At 51.8% G+C, this 23,993-nt stretch carries 23 protein-coding genes; 10 read left to right on the forward strand and 13 right to left on the reverse strand.

Annotation, left to right across the window (positions count from 1 at the left end):
- Positions 1 to 914: 914 nt before the first annotated feature.
- The 4 genes from AMR42_RS02660 to AMR42_RS02675 all read left to right on the forward strand — a co-directional run bounded on the left by AMR42_RS02660 (position 915) and on the right by AMR42_RS02675 (position 4,754).
- The gene (locus AMR42_RS02660) at positions 915 to 1,814 is read left to right on the forward strand and encodes an MBL fold metallo-hydrolase (protein WP_099531931.1); all 900 of its coding nucleotides are present in this window, start codon (positions 915 to 917) and stop codon (positions 1,812 to 1,814) included.
- Positions 1,815 to 2,032: 218 nt separating this feature from the next.
- On the forward strand, positions 2,033 to 2,998 hold the full coding sequence (locus AMR42_RS02665) for a bifunctional riboflavin kinase/FAD synthetase (RefSeq protein ID WP_099531932.1): 966 nt from the start codon (positions 2,033 to 2,035) through the stop codon (positions 2,996 to 2,998).
- Between the two features lie 179 nt (positions 2,999 to 3,177).
- Entirely contained in the window at positions 3,178 to 4,116 is a 939-nt protein-coding gene (locus tag AMR42_RS02670) for a MoxR family ATPase (RefSeq protein ID WP_099531933.1), read from the forward strand.
- Between the two features lie 47 nt (positions 4,117 to 4,163).
- On the forward strand, positions 4,164 to 4,754 hold the full coding sequence (locus tag AMR42_RS02675; protein ID WP_099531934.1) for a diheme cytochrome C: 591 nt from the start codon (positions 4,164 to 4,166) through the stop codon (positions 4,752 to 4,754).
- Between the two features lie 140 nt (positions 4,755 to 4,894).
- On the opposite strand, the gene AMR42_RS02680 is transcribed toward AMR42_RS02675, so the two are convergent.
- From AMR42_RS02680 to pruA, 8 genes are all read right to left on the reverse strand, one after another.
- Positions 4,895 to 5,590, reverse strand: coding sequence for a Uma2 family endonuclease (locus tag AMR42_RS02680; protein ID WP_099531935.1), 696 nt, complete (start codon positions 5,588 to 5,590; stop codon positions 4,895 to 4,897).
- A 59-nt stretch (positions 5,591 to 5,649) separates the two neighbouring features.
- The gene (locus tag AMR42_RS02685) at positions 5,650 to 5,988 is read right to left on the reverse strand and encodes a XisI protein (protein WP_099531936.1); all 339 of its coding nucleotides are present in this window, start codon (positions 5,986 to 5,988) and stop codon (positions 5,650 to 5,652) included.
- Entirely contained in the window at positions 5,973 to 6,392 is a 420-nt protein-coding gene (locus tag AMR42_RS02690) for an element excision factor XisH family protein (protein ID WP_099531937.1), read from the reverse strand. The genes AMR42_RS02685 and AMR42_RS02690 overlap by 16 nt, the downstream gene beginning before the upstream one ends.
- 198 nt (positions 6,393 to 6,590) lie before the next feature.
- Positions 6,591 to 6,986, reverse strand: coding sequence for a HEPN domain-containing protein (locus tag AMR42_RS02695; protein ID WP_099531938.1), 396 nt, complete (start codon positions 6,984 to 6,986; stop codon positions 6,591 to 6,593).
- Positions 6,979 to 7,389 (reverse strand): nucleotidyltransferase domain-containing protein, encoded by a 411-nt coding sequence (locus AMR42_RS02700; protein WP_199858064.1) that lies wholly within the window; start codon positions 7,387 to 7,389, stop codon positions 6,979 to 6,981. The genes AMR42_RS02695 and AMR42_RS02700 overlap by 8 nt, the downstream gene beginning before the upstream one ends.
- 525 nt (positions 7,390 to 7,914) lie before the next feature.
- Positions 7,915 to 8,241: a nucleotidyltransferase family protein gene (locus AMR42_RS02710; protein WP_099531941.1), complete on the reverse strand. Its 327-nt coding sequence runs from the start codon at positions 8,239 to 8,241 to the stop codon at positions 7,915 to 7,917.
- A gap of 125 nt (positions 8,242 to 8,366) precedes the next feature.
- On the reverse strand, positions 8,367 to 9,485 hold the full coding sequence (locus tag AMR42_RS02715) for a GTPase domain-containing protein (RefSeq protein ID WP_158234327.1): 1,119 nt from the start codon (positions 9,483 to 9,485) through the stop codon (positions 8,367 to 8,369).
- A 219-nt stretch (positions 9,486 to 9,704) separates the two neighbouring features.
- On the reverse strand, positions 9,705 to 12,671 hold the full coding sequence (gene pruA / locus AMR42_RS02720) for an L-glutamate gamma-semialdehyde dehydrogenase (RefSeq protein WP_234406532.1): 2,967 nt from the start codon (positions 12,669 to 12,671) through the stop codon (positions 9,705 to 9,707).
- Positions 12,672 to 12,914: 243 nt separating this feature from the next.
- Here pruA and AMR42_RS02725 point away from each other — a divergent pair, with 243 nt between their 5' ends.
- Positions 12,915 to 13,238 (forward strand): nucleotidyltransferase family protein, encoded by a 324-nt coding sequence (locus tag AMR42_RS02725; RefSeq protein ID WP_099532010.1) that lies wholly within the window; start codon positions 12,915 to 12,917, stop codon positions 13,236 to 13,238.
- 24 nt (positions 13,239 to 13,262) lie between these two features.
- On the opposite strand, the gene AMR42_RS02730 is transcribed toward AMR42_RS02725, so the two are convergent.
- Positions 13,263 to 14,243 (reverse strand): cation diffusion facilitator family transporter, encoded by a 981-nt coding sequence (locus tag AMR42_RS02730; protein WP_099531944.1) that lies wholly within the window; start codon positions 14,241 to 14,243, stop codon positions 13,263 to 13,265.
- A gap of 224 nt (positions 14,244 to 14,467) precedes the next feature.
- Between AMR42_RS02730 and AMR42_RS02735 the strand changes: the two genes are divergently transcribed.
- Entirely contained in the window at positions 14,468 to 15,079 is a 612-nt protein-coding gene (locus AMR42_RS02735; RefSeq protein WP_099531945.1) for a hypothetical protein, read from the forward strand.
- A gap of 169 nt (positions 15,080 to 15,248) precedes the next feature.
- Here the strand turns inward: AMR42_RS02735 and AMR42_RS02740 are convergent, their stop codons facing one another.
- Positions 15,249 to 15,443, reverse strand: a complete 195-nt coding sequence (locus tag AMR42_RS02740; RefSeq protein ID WP_099531946.1) for a hypothetical protein — start codon at positions 15,441 to 15,443, stop codon at positions 15,249 to 15,251.
- Positions 15,444 to 15,884: 441 nt separating this feature from the next.
- Between AMR42_RS02740 and AMR42_RS02745 the strand changes: the two genes are divergently transcribed.
- On the forward strand, positions 15,885 to 16,319 hold the full coding sequence (locus AMR42_RS02745; RefSeq protein WP_099531947.1) for a thioesterase family protein: 435 nt from the start codon (positions 15,885 to 15,887) through the stop codon (positions 16,317 to 16,319).
- 66 nt (positions 16,320 to 16,385) lie between these two features.
- Here AMR42_RS02745 and AMR42_RS02750 read toward each other — a convergent pair whose 3' ends face one another.
- Positions 16,386 to 17,150, reverse strand: coding sequence for an ABC transporter ATP-binding protein (locus AMR42_RS02750; RefSeq protein ID WP_099531948.1), 765 nt, complete (start codon positions 17,148 to 17,150; stop codon positions 16,386 to 16,388).
- A 156-nt stretch (positions 17,151 to 17,306) separates the two neighbouring features.
- Here AMR42_RS02750 and AMR42_RS02755 point away from each other — a divergent pair, with 156 nt between their 5' ends.
- The 3 genes from AMR42_RS02755 to AMR42_RS02765 all read left to right on the forward strand — a co-directional run bounded on the left by AMR42_RS02755 (position 17,307) and on the right by AMR42_RS02765 (position 19,829).
- A complete protein-coding gene (locus AMR42_RS02755) occupies positions 17,307 to 17,798 on the forward strand; it encodes a hypothetical protein (protein ID WP_099531949.1) in 492 nt (163 codons plus the stop codon).
- Between the two features lie 334 nt (positions 17,799 to 18,132).
- Positions 18,133 to 18,753 carry an aminodeoxychorismate/anthranilate synthase component II gene (locus AMR42_RS02760; protein WP_099531950.1) on the forward strand — a complete coding sequence of 207 codons (621 nt, stop codon included), beginning with the start codon at positions 18,133 to 18,135 and terminating at the stop codon, positions 18,751 to 18,753.
- Positions 18,754 to 19,094: 341 nt separating this feature from the next.
- Positions 19,095 to 19,829 carry an MBL fold metallo-hydrolase gene (locus AMR42_RS02765; RefSeq protein WP_099532011.1) on the forward strand — a complete coding sequence of 245 codons (735 nt, stop codon included), beginning with the start codon at positions 19,095 to 19,097 and terminating at the stop codon, positions 19,827 to 19,829.
- An 87-nt stretch (positions 19,830 to 19,916) separates the two neighbouring features.
- Here AMR42_RS02765 and AMR42_RS02770 read toward each other — a convergent pair whose 3' ends face one another.
- Both AMR42_RS02770 and AMR42_RS02775 read right to left on the reverse strand, forming a co-directional pair.
- Positions 19,917 to 21,980 carry an adenylate/guanylate cyclase domain-containing protein gene (locus AMR42_RS02770; RefSeq protein WP_158234328.1) on the reverse strand — a complete coding sequence of 688 codons (2,064 nt, stop codon included), beginning with the start codon at positions 21,978 to 21,980 and terminating at the stop codon, positions 19,917 to 19,919.
- A 945-nt stretch (positions 21,981 to 22,925) separates the two neighbouring features.
- Complete coding sequence (locus AMR42_RS02775) at positions 22,926 to 23,984, reverse strand: ABC transporter substrate-binding protein (RefSeq protein WP_099531952.1); 1,059 nt, start codon at positions 23,982 to 23,984, stop codon at positions 22,926 to 22,928.
- Between the last annotated feature and the right edge of the window lie 9 nt (positions 23,985 to 23,993).

A 23,993-nucleotide genomic window follows, 5' to 3' on the forward strand; every position in this document is an offset into this window, starting at 1 on the left:
CGAAACGAGGGATAACCTACCCTAAATCCTTGCTGAAATTGCCCCGATCGCCTGTGTTCTCCCTCACAGGCCGGCGGAGAATGTCAGCTAAGATGCTGGGAGGTTCAACAGGTTCAGGTTCGATCGCTTCCTTGGGCAACCCCCACCCGCCATCGGTTCCGATTCGTCAAAACGGCTAGTGCCCAATTGAGTCAGATTAGGTCAATATAGTTGTCGGGTCATAACCTGGCACGATCGGGGCCCAACGGGTCACAATCGAAGTCACCCAGCGCTGCTGGAATTTCACGCTTGCTGATTGATCTGTCTGATCAATCCGTCATCCGGATTCAGGATCTGGATCCAGAGGTTGCGGAGCCGCTCAGGGCCCAACATAGCTTTGGCATCTGAGGCGAGGATCTGGGTCGAGGATCTGGGTCAAAGCTCTAGGTCGATGAAAATTTTAGAATTGCCCAAATGCTATCCCAGACTACAAATCTGACGGCAATCGGGACAAGCTTTGATTTAAATCACCTCGCCTGTGCGAATGCGGCTTTACTCTAGTTTTGGTTTCACCAGACTCTACCTGGGTGACAGTCCAACCACCTTGCATCTTGCGAATCCCTGTGCATCAATTGGCCTAATGCAAAGTCAATCTAGAGCTTCAAGCCAAGATTCCTCACTGGGAATTCTTGCTGAAAATTCTAGAGATGCATTCCTTAGCAATGCAATCTATGCCTAGGGCCGGGCTGCGACCGTCGGTTGTTTTCGGCAATGCTTTCGGCAAACATCGTTGGTCATGCTCCGTATGAATTCCGCCTGAATCTCCATCTGCTGACCCACCGCAATGTTTTCCCCAGTCATGCGACCGATCGCGCTAGGCTGTATGGCATCGGGGAGCGTCACTCTGCACTGAAATTTGGCTTATCCGCTTACCCATGTCCAGTCCGAACAGCCAGTTCCAGATCCGCTTTTGGGGTGTTCGTGGCAGTATTCCCTGCCCCGGCCCTGAGACGGTTAAATACGGCGGTAACACCCCCTGTGTCGAAATGCGCGTGGGCGATCGTCGGTTGATTTTTGATGGTGGTACGGGGTTAAGGGTCTTGGGGCAGTCCATGCTAGCCGAGATGCCCGTTGAAGCCCACATGTTCTTCACCCACAGTCATTGGGACCACATTCAAGGCTTTCCGTTCTTTGTGCCTGCTTTTATCAAGGGCAATCGCTTCCACATCTATGGAGCGCCCGCGCCCAATGGGGCGACGATTAAGCAGCGCATGAACGACCAAATGTTGCATCCCAACTTCCCGGTTCCCCTGCAAGTGATGGGGGCGGATTTGGCCTTTTATGACATGCAGGTGGGAGACACGATCGCGATCGATGATCTGCATGTGGAAAATGCGTCTCTCAATCACCCTGGCGAAGCGGTGGGCTATCGCATCACCTGGCAAGGGCGAGTTGTGGCTTACGTCACCGATACGGAACATTTTTCCGATCGCCTGGATGAGAACGTGCTGCACCTGGCCAAGGATGCGGATGTGCTGATTTACGATGCCACCTACACCGATGATGAATACAATTCGCCTAAGACCAGCAAGGTGGGCTGGGGCCATTCCACCTGGCAAGAGGCGGTGAAGGTGGCGCAGGCGGCCAATGTTGACCAGTTGGTCATTTTCCATCATGATCCTCTGCACACGGATGCCTTCTTGGATGAAATGGGTCGGCAGGCGGCGGCGGCTTTCCCCCATGCGTTGATTGCAATGGAGGGGATGACAATTCAACTGACCCCCCGACGACCGGAACAACCGACCATTCGCCCAGAGGTGACGGTGCTCGCCTAGATGACTGACAGCCATCCCTAGATTGCACACCTGGACTAAGCTGAGATTGCCGCGATCGGGTTTTGAGCTAGTAAGTCTTGAGCTAGCCAGTCCTGAGCTAGGTAATGCATCGGAGTCATGAACCTGGATCTCGGTCTAGGTCATCACTCTAGGTTGTCGATCGATCTAGAGGGCGCAGCTCGCAGGAGTTTGTTGTTCGGGGAGCTTAGAGAGTCCTATTGGTTTGGATCACGTCTGCACTGGATTCGGTACTGTCGCCGACCACGATCGCACTCGGTAATTTTGATGGTGTGCATCGGGGTCACCAACGGGTAATTGCGCCCATTTTGAATGGCCCGGCGATCGACCCAAGTGATTCTGCCGCTGAGCCAGGTTCGATGCCGGTGAGCACGGTGGTTTCCTTTTCGCCCCACCCCAAGGCGTTTTTCAGTGGGCGATCGCACCCTTTGCTCACGCCGATGGATGAGAAGGCGCAGGTGCTCGATCACCTGGGCATTGAGCAATTTGTGATTTTGCCCTTTGGTCGATCGCTGGCGGATTTAACCCCCGAAGATTTTACGGTGGAGATCCTGATTCGGGGCTTGCAGGCCCGGGCGATCGCCGTGGGGGCCGACTTTCATTTTGGCCGGGGTCGATCGGGAACAGCCGATCGCCTGCGAGAAATTGCCGCCGAATTTGGCGTGCCGGTCAAAATTGTGTCGCTGATGTCTGACCAAGAAGGGCGCATCAGCAGTTCCCGGATTCGGGCCGCCCTTGGGGATGGGGATGTGCATAAGACCCAAGCGCTCCTGGGCCGGCCCTACGCGATCGCCGGACGGGTGGAAGCGGGTCAACAACTGGGACGGCAATTGGGCTTCCCGACAGCCAACTTAACCATTCCCCCGGAAAAACTACTGCCCCGATTGGGGGTCTATGCGGTGCGGGTCACCTTGGCCGATGGTTCCGTGCGGCCGGGAGTCACGAATATTGGTCGGCGGCCCACGGTCGGTGAACAGGCGGCGGTGACCGTGGAGGTGCATCTGCTGGATTGGTCAGGGGACTTGTATGGACAATGGGTGACGATCGAGTTAGTTGATTTTCTGCGCCCAGAGCAGCGGTTTGCATCTTTGGCAGACCTGAAAACTCAAATTGAGCAGGATCGTCAACAGGCCCGCGATCACCTCACTGCCGTTCCCTTAAGTTAAGCTGACGGAAGGCTTGGTTTCCCAGCCCCTCCGCCGCCTTCAGGCCGACAGTTTCATGGCTTGCCGATGGCTTGCCGATGGCTTGGGGCCATGTCCTTGGGGTTGCACCCTCAGGGCGGAAGCTCTGGAGCTGGCGTTGCCAAGTTCGGCCCAATTCGGCCAAATTTTAGGATTGAATTATGGGTGAAAGTTCGCCGACGATCGAGTCGCACAAACAGGCACTGCAAGCACTTCAGAACAATCTCCAACGGGCGATCGTTGGCAAAGATGGGGCGATCCAGCTTGTGTTGGTGGCGTTGCTGGGGGGTGGCCATGCGCTGCTGGAGGATGTGCCCGGGGTGGGCAAAACGCTGTTGGCCAAGTCCCTAGCGCGATCGATTGATGGTAAGTTCCAGCGCTTGCAATGCACCCCCGACCTGTTGCCCGCCGACGTGACCGGTACTAATATTTGGAATCCCCAAAAGGGGCAATTCGAGTTTGTGGCGGGGCCCGCTTTCAGCAATGTGCTGTTGGCCGATGAAATTAACCGGGCCACACCGCGCACCCAAGCGGCGTTGTTGGAAGTGATGGAAGAGCGGCAGGTGACCTTGGATGGGTTGTCGCGGCCCGTGCCGGAGCCGTTTTTTGTGATTGCGACCCAAAACCCGATCGAGTATCAAGGGACGTTTCCGCTGCCGGAAGCCCAAATGGATCGCTTTGCCCTGTCCTTTTCCCTAGGCTATCCGTCGGCGGAAGATGAACTGCGGATGTTGCAGCGACACCAGATGGGGGCGATCGACCAAGATTTGCAACCCTGCATTACGCTGGAGTCGGTGCGGGAACTGCAAAAGGCCTGTCGCCAAGTGCAGGTTTCCGCCGCAGTCCAGGACTATATCTTGCGCCTGGTGCGATCGACCCGCCAAGATGACGAAATCACCCTTGGAGTCAGTCCCCGGGGCGCGGTTGCCATGCAACGTTCCGCCCAAGCCCTCGCCTTCTTGCAGAATCGGGATTATATTTTGCCCGATGACGTGAAACAATTGGCGCTCTCGGTTTTGGCGCACCGTCTGATTCCCGCTGGGGGCAAAAACGCCCGCACGGTGGTTGATCGGCTCCTGCAAACGATTTCCGTAGACTAGCTCCCACCCATTTCTTTCCTCTAAATCCTTCACGGCAACCATCGGGCATGGCAGACAGCAAATTTGGGCATCTCATCCGATCGCGGCGTGCATCCTGGGGGGTTGCGCTCTTGCTGGCACTGCTGGCCATGCTGTTTGGGGTCGGGCTGGCCCGGGCGATCGCGCCGAGTTCGCTCCCGATCGCGGATTCTGGCCAATCGGTCATCGCCCAAGCCGAGCGATCGGTGCTCATCGACCCCAACGGCGACATCGATCGCGTTGCGCCCTCTTTCACGCTGGGGCGAGAACTGTACCTGGAAAATTGTGCCTCCTGTCATATCGGCGTGCCCCCAGGATTGATGCCCAGTCAGGTTTGGCGAAATCTGATTCGCGATCGCGACCACTACGGAACCACGATCGAGACACCCCGAGATCCCAGCCTCCAAATCATTTGGAACTATTTGAAAGAATATTCACGCCCCGCCGAAAACAACGAACAAATTAACTACCGCGTTGGCAGAACCACCACTTTCAAGGCTTTGCACCCCCGCGTTCAGCTACCAGACCCCGTTCAACTCAGCACCTGCATTCGTTGTCATCCCCGCGCTGACTTCTTTAATTTCCGTGCCCTTTCTCCTGATTGGGAAAATGCACCTTAATTGATCAGTGAAATTCCGTCGGTTTTGATATTTTGTTTAATATTTTGCAGGAGTGGATGGTGTTCCCAATCTAGCTGATGCTCTAGCCAGAAAATGGGGCAGATGACCAAGTAGGAAATCGATAACTTTGGCATTTTGACTCAAGATTTCTCCTGGAATTGATCGATTAGCCAGCGAGTGATTTGTCCGTCATCTTCGCGATCGAGCCGTTGCAGCGCTTCGGTGATGATCGACAATTCTAAACCGGGCAACACTTGGGAGACTTGAATTTCTCGGCTGCCCCGATCGGCGATCGCAAATCCAATGATCGATCGCGCTTCGACGTTCACCACCCAATATTCCGCCACGCCCAGCCGTTCGTAGAGCAACCGTTTCATGCCCACATCATCGGCAAAGCTACTTGCGCCAACTTCTACTACGAGGGTGGGTGGATCAAAGCGATCGAGGTCGATCGGTGCATTGCCGGTTGGCAGGTCTTTGAGGTCGCGATCGATATAAAACGCTAGGTGTGGTTGTGCTTGCTGGTGTTGACACCGTTGAATAATGGGATTCACGTAGCCCGCCAGCTTCATTGGTGCAAGGGCTGCGTACAAGCCGACCAGGCTGGCAACCATGGCATGGCTACGTGCTTGATCCGCACCCGATCGAGTGGGTTCTAGGCGCATCCATCCGTTGTAGTAGTAGCCTCGCGAATTCTGACAATTATCGGGGTTGGTTTGTTGGGCGATCGCGATGAATTCTTCCCAGGTTCCGCGCTGCCAATGGTCAAGAATGATGCTGGATGAGTGGTTGATCGATTCTAGCTGAATGGTTGATTGGGGTGGGGAGGCTGGCATGGTCAACGCTCCAGATTGGGTGTTTCGGACAGTGCTGAGTGATGGTTCCGACAAGCAGTTTAGGAAACAGCAAATTCAGTGATTTGACGGCGATCGCTGGGTTTAAATCCTAGGACAATGCGATTTTTGGGAATTCCTAAGGCGACTAGTTCATCGGCGATTCCTTCTTCTGTGCCATCCTGTTGAATCCAAAGCTTGTGATCAATGATGTCAATATGTAGGAGTGTGCCATAGATGCGTTGCCCATTGTGCCAGCCGACTTCAACCAACAGATAATGGTGATTTTGGGTGTCGATGATTGTTTCTAGCTGAACATCATCACTGGTTCCTAAGAATTCAATGTAGCTATTGAAGATTTTCTGAATGATTGATTGGTCGGTGTCTAAGTTGAAATCCATTGCTTAATCACCTCCTGATTAGGGTCGAATGTCAACAAGCGAATTAACTTGTCTTCTAGTAGTATTTGGCCAGCTTCTTCTTCAAAAACAGTCTTGTAGACTGAATGGGTGACAGCTAAATAAAGGGTTCTTTCGGGAGCGTAGCGCAAGAGGAGTCGTTCATAGAGAATAAATTGACCGAGGGCATCTTCTAAATCTTTGATGTCGGAGGCGCGGGTGAAGCTTTTGATTTCAACGGCGATTTTTTCTGTGCCCCGATCGGCTGCGATTAGGCGCTCGGCACCGAGGTCAACGAAAAGGTTTTTGCGCGTTAATCGAATCCGAAAGGGATCATGGGTGATTGTCCAGCCTGCTTTGACTAGAGAATTTTTGACGCAATTATGGAAAATATCTTTGGCGGGCATGATCGATTTCTTGCTGTGCTGGCTGTAATCGTCATTTTTCCTGACGGCTAATCTACTTAGTATTTTAATCGGTGAGTTCCTGGGCGATCGGGGAGGTTGGCATCGTCACAGTCGCTGCGACCCTACCTGAAAGACATTGTGCTACGGGAGGCGGTGCGTGCCTTCTAGAAGTTTTGTAGACGAAGTGCAAGACTCTTGTTACTTATCTGGATCGGGTTCAACCTGAAAATAATTGTTTGCTAAATCAATGAACTTTTGCGCACGCTCAATATGAATTTGTGCTTCTTCGATTTCAATTGAGCCACAAGCGCCATAATCTCCGATGGCCCGAGACTGAAATGCTTGCAATAAAAACTGATGAAATTCAACGGGTAATTCTTTGGGTTTAATGAACTCGCGCCCAAAGGCACTAATAGTCGCTGAGTGGCTAGAAAATCGAAAATCCCGAGAAATTAGAAAGGCTTCTGCAACGTAGAACATTGTGTAATAGGCTCTTGACATTGCAAAATCTGGAAGCCCTTCGCCTAGCAATAATTGGGCCGCGCGTAGGCTGTCACAGGCTTTTTGGATTCGGTCAATAATCTCGCTAGACATTGATCAGTGGAATTCCGTCGGCTTTGATATTTTGTAGGAGTGGATGGTGTTTCCAATCTAGCTGATGCTCTAGCCAGAAAATGGGGCAGATGACTAATTCATAGTCTAGACAAAGATCGGTGATGAACTGGGTTCGTTCTTGTTCTTGCAGGCGATCGATTTTGGCTTTCTGGTCGCGCAGAACAATCAGCAAATCGAGATCGGAGTCTGGTTTGGCATCGCCTCGGGCTTGGGAACCAAAGAGGATGAGGTGGGCTAGGCGATCGCCGTAAATCTTGACCAGGTTGTCGCGCAGGGCGATCGCGATTTGAGCCAGGTGAGGATGGCGTGATTGCCCAGCCAGCGATCGCATCAGTATCGCGTCTTTATCGGTTAAGTTGTGGGCGATCGGGGAGGCTGGCATGGTCAACGCTCCAGATTGGGTGTTTCGGACAGTGCTGAGTGATGGCGTGGACTGCCTGGAAGTTTTACAGAACGATTGGAAGATATTTTGATTGAGGCTGAAGAAATTCAGAAAGCTTCTGTTCTACTCGATAGAATTTGGGTCAGCGCCCATGAATCCTACTGGGACACCAGCGGATTTCATGGCTTTCATTGCTTTGTCATGTACAAGCAGAAGGATTAACAAGCCTAGGAGTGGGATGAACAAACCAATTACGAGCAAAGTCATCCACACGATTGAAAGCTTAAGAGATCTTCCTAGCTTGTATAGTGCAACTACCTGAAATATTCCTGCTGCTAAATATAAGATCCAGCTCGTTAGTTCATCTCCTATGAGGAAACGAACCAGGATGGCAATCAAACCCGCAAGGATTGACCATAAAAGCAGTCTATGATCCTTGGCAATCCTCTGAAGCTCTAGACGCGAAAAGGCTGTACTCATTTGCAATTCTGGGTGCGAGAATTGATATCTCTAGCTAGTCCAGTATTACTTGCATTCAAACTGACTGGCAATAGGTGAACGATAAATCACTTTTGCAGTGTTGAGGATGTTTTGGCGGCGTAACCAGTTGTCGCTGCGCTCGATCGCGGCTTTTACCAACAAGTCAACGGGACGGCCGAATAGTGCTCCTAGCTCATCACGGATTTGCAGGGTTTCCGTGAGTCCCCGTTGAGCGTTGGGGGCAAAGCTGACTAATACATCGATGTCGCTGTCGGGGCGAAAGTCGTCGCGCAAGACTGAGCCAAAGAGGGCAAATTCGGTGATTTGCCAGCGATCGCACAGTTCAGCAATACGCTCGATCGGAATTTCCATTTAGCTCATTATTTCCACTTCACCCAGAATTATGACATGTCCATCATTTTAGATAAGGGTTGTAAAGTTGATTCCTATTCATGAGGGAGTGGCGGGCATTGCCTACCCTACTCGCTTACTAAGATCTATAGCTCAGTTGTAAATCGACGAATAAAGTTCTCTACATTTTTCTCAGAAATGAGACCTTTAACCATCTTCTTTGCAAGGCTTTCTAGCTCGTTTAATGGAACTCTGGAGTTGTCAGAATAAAGCTTTTTGGCTCTGAGTCCGATCATGTAAGCGCAAGCCAAATAACATACCACTTGCATGGAAATCCCAACACCATAGCCAGTTGCTGTTCCAAAGCCAGGTACTATCACTGTTCCTGCAAGCCCTCCTGCGGCTTTCAAGACACCAGACCCCCATTTTACAAAATCAAACTTCCACCCTAACTCTTGATGAAATTCACTGTAAAAATTTTTCGCTCTCAGTTCTGAATCTTCAAGGTCATCCTGTGAAAGATTAGTTATGGCTTGACAAGCCAAGATGATTTTCTGAATCATCTGAATAATTTCTTCATCAAACTTTGGTATTTCATGAATTGGGATACCTGAAGCAGCAAGAGAAGCTACTTTGAACATCGTTTCGCGAATGATGCTGTCGCAGTCTTTTGACTTGCTTCTCAAAATTAAATTAAACAGAAAAGCTTTTTGGGAATCTTCTAGACCCTTAGAAATCTCCTCTTTTAACTCTTCAATACCAATCTCCTTTCCTGGTAAGCTGCAAATTCCAATAATATTGGGAGAGAGAGATCCCAGGTCTCTTTTGATTTGGTCTCTTATTTTAAGCCAATCATCTGCTGGGACAACGGTGTCTACTTTGGAAATAGCAATGGCAATGTGAGATCCATAAATCTCTTTTAGCAAGAAAAAGTCAGTTTTAGCACTTGCCGTCCAGCCAGCAGAAGCATTAACAAAATAGATAATGAAGTCTGCTCCTCTATAAAGAGCAGCATCTACCCCAGGTGCTCTTAATCCTGGTGTATCAATTAACCTAATAGCCTTAGAGAGGGTAGGAGCTTCATATTCATCATTGGTTACTGTCGAGCCTGTCACAATGGAGACTATCGCTATTTCTTCACCAGTGATTGCATTTATTGTGGATGACTTTCCAGTATTTACTTCTCCAATAAAAGCAATTTTTAGACCTTCTTTCAACTTGCCAACTAACTGTTTTGTGGATTCAGTGGTTTTAAAATTTTGCATACAGCCTTTCCCTAAAACGATTGGTACGTCAGATCGCAGATACCATGAAGCAGTTATTCGGTGGGCAGTGCCCGCCCTACGGACTGACTCATGCATTGTTGCCAGATTACAGCACTACCACTCTGCGGATAAGCAATTTGTTTAATTTAGTTTAATCTCTGAAGCAGAGTTGAGTATAGGGAGGAGTCGATCGCACCGACTCCTCCCCGAATTTGTGAACTATTCAAACCCCTCGACTGGCGCAAAGCCCTGGCGCTGGACGTTTTCCGTCACCACACGCGGCTCCAGGAATTGCAACAGATAGTCTGGGCCGCCCGCCTTCGAGCCAACCCCCGAGAGCTTGAACCCGCCGAACGGTTGCCGCGCCACGATCGCCCCCGTAATGTTCCGGTTGATATATAAGTTACCCACCTCGAACTCCCGGGCCGCCCGATCAATGTGTGATGGCGTGCGCGAATAGAGACCCCCCGTGAGAGCAAATTGCGTCCCGTTGGCGATCGCCAGCGCCTGATCGAACGTCTCCGCTTTGATCACCGCCAGCACCGGCCCAAAGATCTCCTCCTGGGCGATCGCTGCCGTCGGGGGCACATCGCGAAACACCGTCGGCCCCACAAAATAGCCACTCTCGGGGGCCGGCAACTCGATCGCCAGCGTCGATTCCGCCTTGCCCTTGGCGATGTAGTCACGGATGCGAGCCTGGGATGTGCCATCAATCACCGGCCCCACCTTGACGCTCGGATCATCCGCCGGGCCAATGTTTAGGGACTTGACCGCCTCCACCAGCCGCTCCACAAACGCCTCGTAAATCGGCGCAAGCACGATCGCCCGGGAACAAGCCGAGCACTTTTGGCCGCTGTAGCCAAAGGCCGAATCCACCACGCCCTGCACCGCCTGATCCAAGTCGGCGCTCTCATCCACGACGATCGCATTTTTGCCGCCCATCTCCGCGATCACCCGCTTCAGGTGCTTCTGACCCGGTTGCAAAATCGCCGCGTTCGCATAGATCCAGCAGCCCACTTCCTGGGAGCCGGTGAAGACGATCGTGTGGACATCCGGGTGCTTGACCATGTGCGCCCCCGCCGTTGAGCCACGTGCCGGGACGTATTGCAGCACGCCATCGGGAATGCCCGCTTCCACCAGAATTTCGATGAATTTGGCGGCGATTACCGAGGAGGTTTCGGCGGGTTTCAGGATCGTGCAATTGCCCGTCACCAGCGAAGCCACGGTCATCCCCACGGGGATCGCCAGGGGGAAATTCCAGGGCGAAATCACCAACGTGATTCCCTTCGGTTGGTAGTGGTAGCGATTGGTTTCGCCGGGGTAGTCGTAGGCCACGCCCGCCTCCAGCCGCTCCATTTCGTCGGCGTAGTAGCGGCAAAAGTCGATCGCCTCGGACACTTCGGGATCCGCTTGGCGCAAGGCTTTGCCCACTTCCAAGCACACCCAAGCGGACAACTCCGCCCGCCGCGCTTCCATCAGGTCAGCCGCCTTGCGCAGGATTGCCGCCCGTTCCTTGGCCGGTGTGGCTTTCCAGGCCGGGAAGGCCGCCTTGGCCGCCGCGATCGCCTCGTCGGCCTGCTCAATGCTGGCCAGCCCCACCTTGCCGATTAGCTCCTGGGGCTTCGAGGGATTTTCCGAATTGACGGTGGCCGCCGTGTCTACCCACCGACCGGCAATCAACGGCCGGTAAAGCTGGCCCAATTGACTGCGAACCTGGGCGATCGCCGCCAGGGCCGGATCGCGCAACTGGGGCCGCGAATAGTCCGTATCCGGCGCATTCGCGAAGGGCACCGCCGTTTCATAGACCGCATCATTCGGCTGCGGCGCGGCGGCCAGCTCGTTTAGTTCCCGCTCCCCGAGGCTGCTTTGGCGCAAAAACGACGAATTTGCCGTGTTCTCCAACAGCCGCCGAATCAGGTAAGCCATGCCGGGGATCAAGTCGCCGTAGGGGCAATAGACCCGCACCCGATAGCCTTTATCCGCCAGGGTTTTGCCCAGTTTGTCCGCCATCCCATAGAGCACTTGCAGCTCAAAGGCCCGCCGGGGTGCGCCCACCTTTTCCGCCACCGCGATCGCCTTCGCAGCCGATCGGGCGTTGTGGGTTCCCAGCGCCGCATACAAGTGAGCATGGCTCTCCAGCAGCAGTTGAGTCATCGCTTCGTAGTTGGCATCGGTCGCCGCCTTGTCGTTGAACACCGGCTGGGGCCAATCCTTTTGCACCGATTGGATCGTTTCCTGATCCCAATAGGCTCCCTTCACCAGCCGCACGGTCACGGGCGTGCCGCGCTCCTTCGCCCAGGCCACCACGCCCTGCAAATCGGCGTAGGAATCGCGCAAATAGGCTTGCAACGTCAGGCCAATATCGGTGCGATCGCGAAACTCCGGCTCCATCAACACCGCTTTCAACGCCGCCAACGTCGCATCCTTATATTTGTATTGCTCCATGTCGAAGTGCACCGCCGCGCCCAATTCCTTGGCCCGCCGCAGCAACACCCGCGCCCGATCGGCCGTTTTCGCCTGGGATCCCGCCACATCCAGCGGGTCAAACTGGGAATAGAACGCCGTCAACTTCACGGACACTTGCACCTTGGGCAGGGGCTGACCGTCCGCCTCGTCAATCTGGGCGATCGTCGGCCAGCGCTGGGCCGCCGTCGCCAACTGTTCCATCAAATCCAGGTAGCGATCGAGGTACTGCTGGGCCTCCACCTCCGTGATCACCGCCTCCCCGAGCAGATCGACGGTGAAGGCCATTTTGTCCTTCCGCAACCGCTCGATCGTCCGAATCGCCTGCTCGATCGTCTCCCCGGAAATGTACTTCTGGGCCAAGGTCTTCACGGCCGTGCTGACAGTCGTGGCTGCCACCTGGCCAGGCATTGAACCGGGATCGGAAAAATTCAGCAACCCTTTCAGCAAGTCGGGTAGCTCGACCTCTTCCGTGGTCAGATATTCCCGCAGGTGAGCCGCAATTTCGGGGTTCGATTGCAACGCGGGCAGGCAGTCGATGAACCGAAACAATTGCACTTTCAAGCCAGGATTGCTCATCGTCCAATCCATCAGCTTGTCATCGAGCTTCATCTGGTCGCGCATTTGGGCCAGGAAGCCTTTTTTCGTTTGGGTGGCTTGAATCAGTTCACGGGCGATCGATTGGGTGCGGTCTTCGTAAGAATTGGGGACAGTTGCAACCACGGTGTACGAGCCTCTCAAAGCGTTCCGGTGCTTATCTTCCATTCTAGGAAGTCCAACGGACGGTGCTCAAAGCGACAGCAAGGGCCCACGGGGCGATCGTCCAAATCGATCGCGATGCGCGAATGGGCAGACCTTTTAATTCAGCCTGCAATGGTTAAGCCGGATGCCAACGAATGGTTGAATCGAGGAGCTGGTATAACGGACTATATCGCTGAACCCTCAAACCACCGGCAAGACAAAGGTATGTTGAAGCAGCCGTTGAAGATTCAGATTCCTCAGCAGGCACTGATCGCCTTTTGCCAAAAATGGCAGATTCAAGAGTTTTCGTTTTTGGGGTCTGTGCTACGAGACGACTTCCGACCAGACAGTGATATTGATGTCATGGTCAGTTTTGAAGACAGTTCAACTTGGGGAATTTTAGAGCTAGTTCAGATGAAGCGTGAACTACAGATGTTGCTAGGACGAAAAGTTGATCTATTGACCAAAAAATCAATTGAGCAAAGCCATAGCTGGATTCGCCGAAAGGAAATCCTAGAAACAGCCCAAGTTGCTTATGTCACGGGATAGTACATCCCTGATTGAAACTGATATTTATTCACTCCTTTTCAAGTGATTTTTGCTCGAAATTGAATGATCAATTTGGCACATAGTTTCAAGAGGACAGATCTGATTAGAGTCAGCCACTTCAATTTGTAGTGTAGTGTGCCGAATACCGAAGTTTTTATGTAAATCCTGGCAAATTTGTGTCAGAAATTCATCGCCAGGGTGTCCCGCAGGCGTGACCAAGTGAGCCGTCAATGCGGTTTCTCGTGTGCTCATGCTCCAGATATGTAAATCATGCATCTGGGTCACACCAGGGCGCTCAGATAAATATGCACGCACAGCTCGCTCATCAATACTGTTGGGAACTCCATCAATAGCTAGATGAAAAGAATCTTTTAATAAACCCCAGGTACTAAAAATAATCAAAGCACTGATCAACAAACTGAAAGCTGGATCAAGCCACAGCCAATGCGTCCACAAAATGCCAATACCCGCCAAAACAACGCCAACCGACACTAGTGCATCCGCTGCCATGTGTTGAAATGCAGCGCGGATATTCATATCACCCTTACGTCCTGACAGGAACATCAGGGCAGTACCGGTATTAATTAAAATCCCAGCCGTAGCAACACCAATAATGGTTGCCCCTTGAACTTCGCCGGGATTGATACAGCGCTGAATGGCTTCCCAAACAATGCCTCCGGTTGCCACCAATAAGAAAACAGCATTTAGGAATGCAGCCAAAATAGACGATTTTCGCCATCCGTAGGTATATCGAGCGGAGGGTTGCCGATGAGCTAACAAGCTTGCAATCCACGCAAGGAGTAGTCCTAAAACATCGCTCAAGTTATGCCCCGCATCCGCAATCAATGCAACGGAGTTTGCTAACAATCCGAAAACAAACTCGATTAGGACAAAGCCACTATTTAGAACCAGACCTGCGATGAATGCGCGATGGTAGTCAGTGTTTTCGTGGTCATGCTCGTTGTGGGAATGGCTATGGTGGCTATGGGAATGTTGATGAGACATTGATATAAGTACTTGAGTTGAGCGAAGTGGCTAATGAAGCTCATTTAGCATCATAGCTCAAATAATAAAAAATATGAACATATTTTCATTGATAATAATGATTTTCATTTTCAGTCAGTCTTGATATAATCCATAACTTGGCAGCAGAATGTAATTTATCTAGCAATTATCACCTGAGATTCGCTATCTTTAAGTCAACGTTCCACAATCAATCGCTCAAAACTATGCCCAAACTGCCAATTATTCAGCCTGATCGCGCCTATAGCTTTGCGGATTATTTCAAGCTCAACTTTGCGCCTCAAGATATCTTGAGCTATTTCAATGTGGCGCTCGATCGACAACTATTGACGCTACCTAGCTATTCAGGAAAACTCGATCGCCTGGGGGATTTAAAGTCACGCATCCTAGAAAGCCTGCCGCGCATCAGCTTGAATAGCGAAATGGCACGGCGGGAATTCTTGATTGCGCCGGTATTGATGGAGGTGTTGCACTATACCGAAGCGACATTAAATGTGGAATACCCGATCGCAGTGAGTCCGCAACTAAAAGGATCGCTAGATTATTTATTAGAAACTCAGACGAGATTTTTGGTGATTGAAGCGAAAAATGAAGATTTGGAGCGAGGATTCTTGCAATTGGCGATCGAGATGATTGCGCTCGATCGGTGGCTAGAGTCGGATGCACCGCTGCTCTATGGAGCTGTTTCAACGGGAACGATTTGGCAATTTGGTTTGTTCGATCGAACCAATAGCCAGGTTATTCAAGATTTAAATTTATATCGAGTTCCAGCCGATTTAGAGGCACTATTGCCAATTCTAGTCGGCGTTTTATCGTAGGGTAACAATAGGGTATCGGTCAAACAGGGCAGCAATCACCCTCAAAACAATAATCACCCGTTCCCGAAACATGATCAAACTGCTTCAGTACGGGCTGTAGGTATAACATTGCCCACCCTACTAGTTAGGCAATACTTGTCCCGCAAAATCATGAATTGCTTCACAAGAACTATTTCAACTTGCTAGCAATCTTCCTGACTATATTTTCTAGTTTTTCAAATTGATTTTCCAATTTATCCAATCGTTCTTCTATTTCAAGAAGGTATTCTTTTAGATCATCTCCTTCCTGTTGCGTTTCTACCGGCTGTTGCTGTAGATATTGAGAATATAGATCTTCAGCGTCTTGCTCTGGCAGTTCATTCATGCTTACTTGCCTGCATTTCTAAACACACTTTTGAAGTTCCAACTCCGAATACCGTATCATGCAGTTTCAAGCAATGACAGGTATCTTATGCTTTCTTCAAAATCTGATTTTCGATAGTTTGTAGCAGTCTGTGAGTTGAGCAATACTAAACCCACGGAATGTCAACCCCTAAAGCCGCTAAAGTGCCGATACGATGAGGGACAAGGGCGCGATCGAACCGAAGTTGTTGTTCCCCAGCGGCTATTCCCTTGGCTCAACCAATTTCCTCGCCAGTTAAAGCCGGAGTGAATTCCATGACCGCCAACCGCCACATTGATCGAGCCATCCGAGTCTCCCAGCGATCGCACCCTTAAATATTAGCCATCCCGCAGCCATTCAGACTGACGTTTAATTTAATCAATTCAATTTATTATTCATATTAATCAATTCAAATTATCATTCATGGCTTTTACCTATCATCGTACCGTTCGCTTTGGCGAAACCGATGCCGCAGGGGTAATGTATTTTTCGCGGCTATTGGAATGGGCCCACGAAGTCTATGAAACCTCGCTGATGGCTTCAGGGGTTAATGCCAAACATTTTTTCAGTCGATCGCAGCCTTGGGTAATGCCAATTGTAGAAACGGGAGCGAAATTTTTTCAGCCCATGTCCTGTGGCGATCGCCTGGAAATTGTGATGCGAGTTTATGCCATCCAAGAAAGCGAATTTCGATGTGAATATGAATTCTTTTTTGAAGGATCGCAGCGGGATTTTCACACGGCGCAGGCATTCACGCGCCATGTTTGCATTGACCAAGAAACTCGCAAACGACGCGAAATTCCTCCGGAACTGGCAGTTTGGCTAAAGCTTTTTGAGGAACCTCAGCCCCAGATTTAGGGAAGGTCGATTTCTTTGGCTTTCTTGATAGAATGAATCGTCACGATCGCTGATGGATCCAGCCCTTTAAGCAACGGCGGTCACTTGTCCTAAATCTTCGGGATGGAGGCGATCGTGCAAAACCTGCCCATCCCGAAACCAAACCACACGATGAGTCCGACGGGCCACCTCCGGTTCGTGGGTCACCATCACCACAGTCATGCCGCTCTGGTTTAATTCTTCAAAAATATCCAGCACTTCTTGGGTGGTTTTGGTGTCCAGTGCGCCGGTTGGTTCGTCGGCCAACAGCACGATCGGGCGGTTCACAATCGCGCGTGCAATGGCCACCCGCTGTTGCTGCCCCCCAGACAGTTGGTTGGGTCGATTATTCACCCGATTCCCCAAACCCACGCGGCCCAAAGCATCCAGGGCCCGCTGTCGTCGCTCCCCGCTGGGCACACCCGCATAGACCATCGGCAACATGACATTTTCCAGGGCGCTCAGTTGGGGCAGCAGGTGAAATTGCTGAAACACAAACCCCAGCTTGCGATTGCGCACCGTGGCTAGGTCTTTTTCGTTCAATTCGGCCACGTCAATGCCATCGAGCTGATAGCGCCCAGAACTGGGGCGATCGAGGCAACCAATCACGTTCATCATGGTGGATTTGCCGGAACCCGATGCGCCCATAATTGAGCAATATTCACCACTTTCCACCACCAAGTTGACCCCATTCAAGGCGCGTACCTCAGTGTTGTCGCTGCCATAGATTTTGTAAATCTCGGAGAGTTGAATAACTGGCGGGCGATCGGGAATGGGCGATCGGGGCTGAGGATTAGGCAGGGCAAGGGTCATAGCACTGTTTCAGGGAGGCAAGGATGAGCGGGAACCATCTCCCATTCTAAAAAGCTTGGCCAATTTTGTGCGGCCAGGGGATAACCGTAGAGGATGACTCGAGATGACAACTCAGCCGCTCACCGCTCAGTTGAATCAAGATGGGGGGATCGATCGATGACGAATGACCGTTCCAACGCAGATAATCAGCCCGAAAATATTCCCGAAAACACTCCCAAAAACACTTCCGCAAACATTCCTGAAAATCCTACAAATCATCCAGGAAATAATCCATCAGGCAATTCAACCAATTATCCAGTTACGGTTGCAGCCGCCAACACCATTACTTTTCAAACATCGACTAGAAATCGGCTCTTGGCCAAGCTGATTGTGTTGTTGCTCGTGACAGGAGGATTCAGCCAGTTATTTCTGAAGGTCAGCCAACAGGATTATCAAAAGGGTTTATCCCTTACCCCGGAGGCCTATTCACAATCCTATGAACGGTATCGCACCCAACTTTTATCTAAAAAGATGACCGTTGATTATCCGGCTGTGGGTGTTTTTGCGGTTTTTCTGGTGTTGTTGGGTCTAGTTGGTGGCTATGAATTGGCGGTATTTGTGATTGGTTTGTTGATCGGGAAATTGTGGCCGTCAGGAGGTCGTCGCTAACGTTGCAATGGTGGCGAGGAGAACCGCTGGGAAAAGAATAGCCAAGGTTGTTGGGCAAGGCATTTAAAGCCATAGGAGGGGCGCGAAATTGATGTCAATCATGGATGCCAATCATTGATGTCAATCTCGGATTGCCTGTGGGTCGCTGACCGAAAACCAATTGCCTCGGGTGTTCAGGGGGGTTGGGCGCTGGAGGCGATGGGCCCTTGTGTCCGGAGCCACTGGCCAAAGAGTCCGTGTCGATCGAAGCCGATGCCGGTATAGTTAAACCCTAGGTTCAGAATGGCGATCGCCCGATCGCTTCTGGCACTGCATCCCTTCCCGATCGCCCGCCATGACCGTCCTTGTCATCGACAACTACGACAGTTTCACTTACAACCTCGTTCAATACTTTGGCGAGTTGGGCCAAACCCACCCGATCGCTCGGGATATTCAGGTTTTTCGCAACGATAAGATCACCCTGGATCAAATTCGGGAACTAAAGCCCGATGGCATCACCATTTCGCCCGGCCCCGGCACACCGGACGAAGCGGGAATTTCCCTAGATATCATTCGGGAGTTGGGGCCAACTCTGCCGGTGTTTGGAGTTTGTTTGGGTCACCAAAGTATTGGCCAAGTATTTGGGGGCAAGGTGGTGCGTGCGCCGGAACTGATGCATGGCAAAACCTCCCCGATCGAGCATCGCAATGTGGGAGTCTTTCAGGGCCTTGAATCTCCCATGACCGCGACTCGCTATCATAGTTTGGTCATTGAGCGAGAAAGCTGCCCGGAACAGTTAGAAATTACCGCTTGGGTGGCTGACGGAACCATTATGGGCGTACGCCATCGGGACTATCCCCACATTGAAGGGGTTCAGTTTCATCCCGAAAGTATTCTGACCAATGCCGGTAAGCAACTGCTCTCGAATTGGCTGACGGCGGTGGCCCAGTTCCACCAATCCGCCGCTTTGGTCTAAGAATCCTGAGCATCCTGGCTCCTGGTTTCTGCGGTCGATCGGGTCGATCACGTCGATTCGATCGCTCTGATGAGTATGCAAAGCGTTCCCAAAAAGTTCACCCCAGAAGTTCACCCCAAAAATTTACCCAAAGAGTTCATCCACAGAGTTCATCCAAAGAGTTTTCAGAGCGTTTCCCAAAGGGATTTTTCAACACGATTTCCCAAAGCGTCCCTGAAGTTCCCATTCAAATTCAGATCAACTCAGTCTCTAATCAATTCAATCCCTAATCAATCTCAAACGGTGCGAGGAATTTTATGGATCGGTGGATCAATCGGCGGCAAATTCTGCGATATGGCCTGATGGGTGCAGGGGCCGCCCTGGCCAGTGCGATCGGGAGCCGTGCAACCTCAGCCCAAGCCGCCGATGGCTTAACGATTCAGTCCTTGGGCCACACTTGCTTTGCCTTCACCGGGGGTGGGCTGCGGATTCTGACTAATCCTTTCAACACCCTGGGTTGCACTGCTGGTTATCGATCGCCCAATTTCACCGCCGACCTCGTGACCATCAGCAGCCAACTGCTTGATGAGGGATTTGTCAGCAATCTGCCGGGCAATCCCAGTTTGCTGTTTGAGCCAGGAACGTTTGAGTTTCGCGGTAACCAATTCCAAGGCATTCGCACCGCCCACGATCGGTTTGGGGGGCGGCGATTTGGCGACAATGTGGTTTGGCGCTGGAAGCAGGGGGGCATCTCCATCCTGCACTTGGGCGGCATTGCGGCTCCTTTGGGAGTGGAAGAAAAAATTCTGATGGGGCGGCCCGATGTGGCCATTGTGCCGGTGGGCGGCGGGGCGAAGGCCTATAACGCTGAGGAAGCAAAACGGGCGATCGAGTCGTTGCAACCCAAGGTGGTGATCCCCAGCCAATACCGCACGGCGGCGGCCGATAGCCAATGCGATCTGGATGGACTAGAGGCCTTCTTGAACTTGATGAGCGGCTACGACATCCAAACCTTGAACACGGAAACCATGACCCTGCGGCCGGAAAATCTGCCGCCCCAGGGCACGCTGATCCGCGTTTTGCGCCACCCGATCTAGGGGCGACTCTGGCAAGGGAAACGCTGACCGCTATTAGTCTAAATTGGTCTAAATCGTGTGGACGATCGCCTGGATGGTGCTCCTGGGTTAACTGGGGGCAGATTGGCGATGCTGTGGTCGATCGCTCGTCAGATCGCCCGCCAGATCGCTGGGCAAATCGCCCGCCAAATCGATTGATCGCGCCGAGCCGCTGCTCACCACACTTTCAGCCCGCATCGGTGCATAAACCTCCACCGGCTCATGGCGACCTTTCAAACGCTGTGGGCCGAGAGAATGGAGCACCACCTCTGGATAGTTACGCAGGGCCTTGGCGGTGGTTTCATTAATCAAAATGGGATAGTCCGGAAACTGTTTGGTCAGGGTTTCCAGACGGGCAGCAATGTTCACCGCGTCCCCAATGACGGTGTAAATCAGGCGATCGAGCGAGCCAATCTGACCCGCCACCGCCTGACCGGTGCCAATGCCGATACCGCTTTGGATCGGTACCTGGCCGCGGGCGCGCCGATGTTCATTCAACTCCGCCAGGCGATCGCGCATGGCCAACGCCGCCGACACCGCACACCACTCCGCATCCGGCTGGGGCACGGGCGCGCCAAATACCACCACGATCGCATCGCCAATGAAGTTATTGATATAGCCGCCCCAGGGCGCAACGGCCTCCGTCATCGCCGTCATATATTCATTTAAAAATTCCACCACCCCCTGGGGATCCAACTGCTCGGAAAGGGTCGAAAATCCCCGAATATCGGAAAATAACACCGAAACCCAGCAGGTTTGCCCGCCTAGCTCCACCCCACCCCGCAATAGTTGTTCGCGCACCACAGGCGACACCATTCGCCCAAAAATATTCAGCTCCCGTTCCCGCTCCCGCAAACCGGAAACCATTTGGTTAAAGGTGGCCGCCAACAAACCCAGCTCATCAGTGCCCTGAATGTCCACATGGGCCCGGTCAAACTGTCCCATCCGCAATTCCTGAGCCGCACGGGTGAGCAAGTGCAAAGGCCGCACAATACTCCGGGCTAGGGCCAGGGCCAGCAGGGCCACCGCTCCCCCCACCAGAAACACACTGGCCGTGGTGCGATGGGCCAGCGCATTCAGCGGCGTGACAAAAACCGACTCTGGCTCCGTGATTGCCAAACGCCAGGGCCGCATATCCAAAGCCGACATACCCACGATTTCCGTTTTGCCCGTGAAGGGAGATCGATAGGCAATGTTACCGAAGGATGGCGGGCCCAGCTCCATCGTTGACTGGTTTGGGGTGGCGGTGGGCGTAATGGGGGGCAATGGAACCGCCGATGATGCAGCCGTGGGGGCAGAGGGCAATTGCAGCGATCGCGCCAACACCGGCAAATTCAAACTTTCAATTCGATCGAGGCCAAACTGGACTTTCGGGTCGATCGTGCGCAACTGCACAGGCGACAAAGGCAACAAGCTGCGATAGACCCAACGCCGATCCGTATGGGCAATCACAATTCCGTTTTGATCGACCAAGAAAGCAGAGCCGCCTTCCTTTTGGTTCAAGCTGGTGAGCAAGCGGCCCACCGCCTCCGATCGCAGCTTAATCACCACCACGCCCAGCAAATTGCGCGTGCCCTTGGCCACCACCGGCACCGAAAGGAAAATCCCCGGCTGACCCGTGGTGGATCCCACCGTCCATTCCGAAATGTAGAGTTTGCCTTGGCGCGCTTCTTGGAAGTAATTGCGAAAGGCGTAGGACTTGCCAATGTTGCTGGGATTCGTTGAAACCAAACAACGTCCCGTGCGATCGAGCAGAAACACTGAAAAATAATCAGGATTGGAATTGCGAACATTCGCGATCGCCTCAGCCGCCAAGATTCGCCAATAATTCTGTTTTTCCGGAGGTTCCTTGGCTGCTACCGACCCTGCAAATTGCACAATGTCCCGCGCACTGGCCATCTGAATCCCCACCCGTTGCGTATCAATCAGCAACTGATCCAGTCGGGCCGCCACACTTTTTGCCAACAGCTCCAGATTTTTGTACTCCGCCATTTTGACCGTATACAGGCTTTGGCGAAGGTTATAAAACGCCGTCAGACTCATTGGCAGCAGCGACGCAGCCAACAAAGCCGCCGACAGCTTGGGCGCAATTTTCCAGCGAGCCGGATTCCAACTCCAACGCCAGCGGTTCACAAACAACCTCAGAGAGACACACTCAAAATGTAGGTTTAGCAGCGGCCACCATGACTTTGATTCGTCTTCAGCCATGAATCCGCAGCTAGCGAAATGCGATGCGAGTGTTTACCCCCACCTTCATCTTACCCAGCGTCCATTGCCCAGGAACAGAGTCAGGGGTGCTGGTCAATCGCTCCAAGCTGCACCCAGCAAGACAGCAAAAGATCCTCAGTCTCCTGTTCTCAAATTCGCGATCGCCTTCCCTTGACTGTTCAATCTTCCTGGTTCAAAATCCGCAGAAAAATCAAGCAACATCATCAAGATTTCACAAAAAATGGTCTGTAATTTTCCACAGAATTTCAAAATTGCAGTCAACAATTATCTTTAAGGTTCTAACAAGATCCACCTAATTTCAATGGGCTTTTATGATCGAACCTAGTCTCAGGCTGAAAGATCTTGACCCAAGCGCATAAAATTACACTGACATTAAGCTTGAGATTTCAAGATTAATATTCAAAAGAGTGCCCTCAACATATCCTGGCTAAGCCATTGCTACGCAAGGAGAGCAAAGCCAAGCAGATCAATCAAAGTAAAATTAATCACCAACCTTCTACGTAGAACCCCCTGCGATTGAACATAAATTCCTCGCTGGCCGCCCTGAATGGGCCGCCCTGAATAGGTCACACCATTAGCGTGAGCAGGTCTGAGCACAACTGAACGCAACTGAACACAACTCAGCCAGTCGAGCTAACCCAGCAAACCGAGCAAGAACCTGCTGTCAGAACCTGAGCAGGTTCTCTGTCGGCCCACATCGCCAGCCTAAATACCTGCCCAAGATTCGACAAAACACCCAAAATTACAACCCGAAATTACAAAATTAAAGGGGTTTAGGGGCCGTGACTCGGATCCCCTAAACCCCAACTGAATTTCCTGATTGCTCAAGCCCCCGATGACTCAGCCAGCCTATTGGTAGTAGTGGTTGGTGGCGTGGGCAAAGTCCTTATACACCTTGGGGAGATCAACGCCATATTGCTTGAGCCGCGACTCCCGCATATACATCACAAAATTTTGGCTTTTCGTGCTGGGAATTTCGCTGGGACGACGATGATTTTCCAAGATTTCCGTTGTCATTTTGCCGGCCACTTCTCCCATCTCATAGGGCGAAATCCCAACCGCCAACATGCCGCCATCATCCACATAAAATCCCCAACATCCGATATCAGGAATTGGTGAGTTCTCGATCGTCCACTTCATCACTTCCTTCGGCGACACCACCGTATCATCGGTACTGGAGCGGCGCAGCGTGTGGTAGTGCGTGATCAGCAAAAAGTCAGCAATTTTGCCGGAATTTTTGATAAATTGCTTCCACTCTTCAAAGGTGGCCACTTTTCGGTGTTCGATCAGATCGATCGGTCGCCAGTCAAAATCTGCCATTTCTTGGTGAATGGCTTCCGATGTTTCCGAGTCATCGGAATAGTGAACAATGCGACGGCGATCGGGTGGCAAGATTTGCAGAAAAATCTCTTTCAAGGAAAGGAAGGGAATCCGCTCCAAAATGCCCGTCACATTGCTGGCTTTGTCAAATCCATAGGCGCTGGCTTCCGCATTCACCCCGCTGTAGACAATATCAATCTTGGGGTGATTATTGAAATACTTGGCGACAAACTCTTGAGCATTATCATCGATCGAAATAATCACATTTGGTTCCCAGCGCTCAATGAGCCGCCGAGCCAATTGCCCTGCCTTCTCCTTGTAAGCCGCACCAGGATTCCGCTTCGTATCCATGTAGTGATACTGAATCGAGTAAGGCTTCTTATCCAGAGTCCAGCTTAGCCCCACATTAATGTCCTTCGTCCAGGCAAAGTCTGTGGCATAGCTGCTCAGTACCAATACACGCGGCTTACTGGAATTGCTGAAGGCAAAGAACACCAAGGCACAAATCAAAAAGAAAATAATGGGCAATTTTTGAAGCTGTTTGCCCCAGCGGTTAACGTTAGAAAGCTTCCAGGTAAATCGTGACATGGCTAGAGA

The organism is Limnothrix sp. PR1529, from assembly GCF_002742025.1.
Classification (GTDB): Bacteria; Cyanobacteriota; Cyanobacteriia; order CACIAM-69d; family CACIAM-69d; genus CACIAM-69d.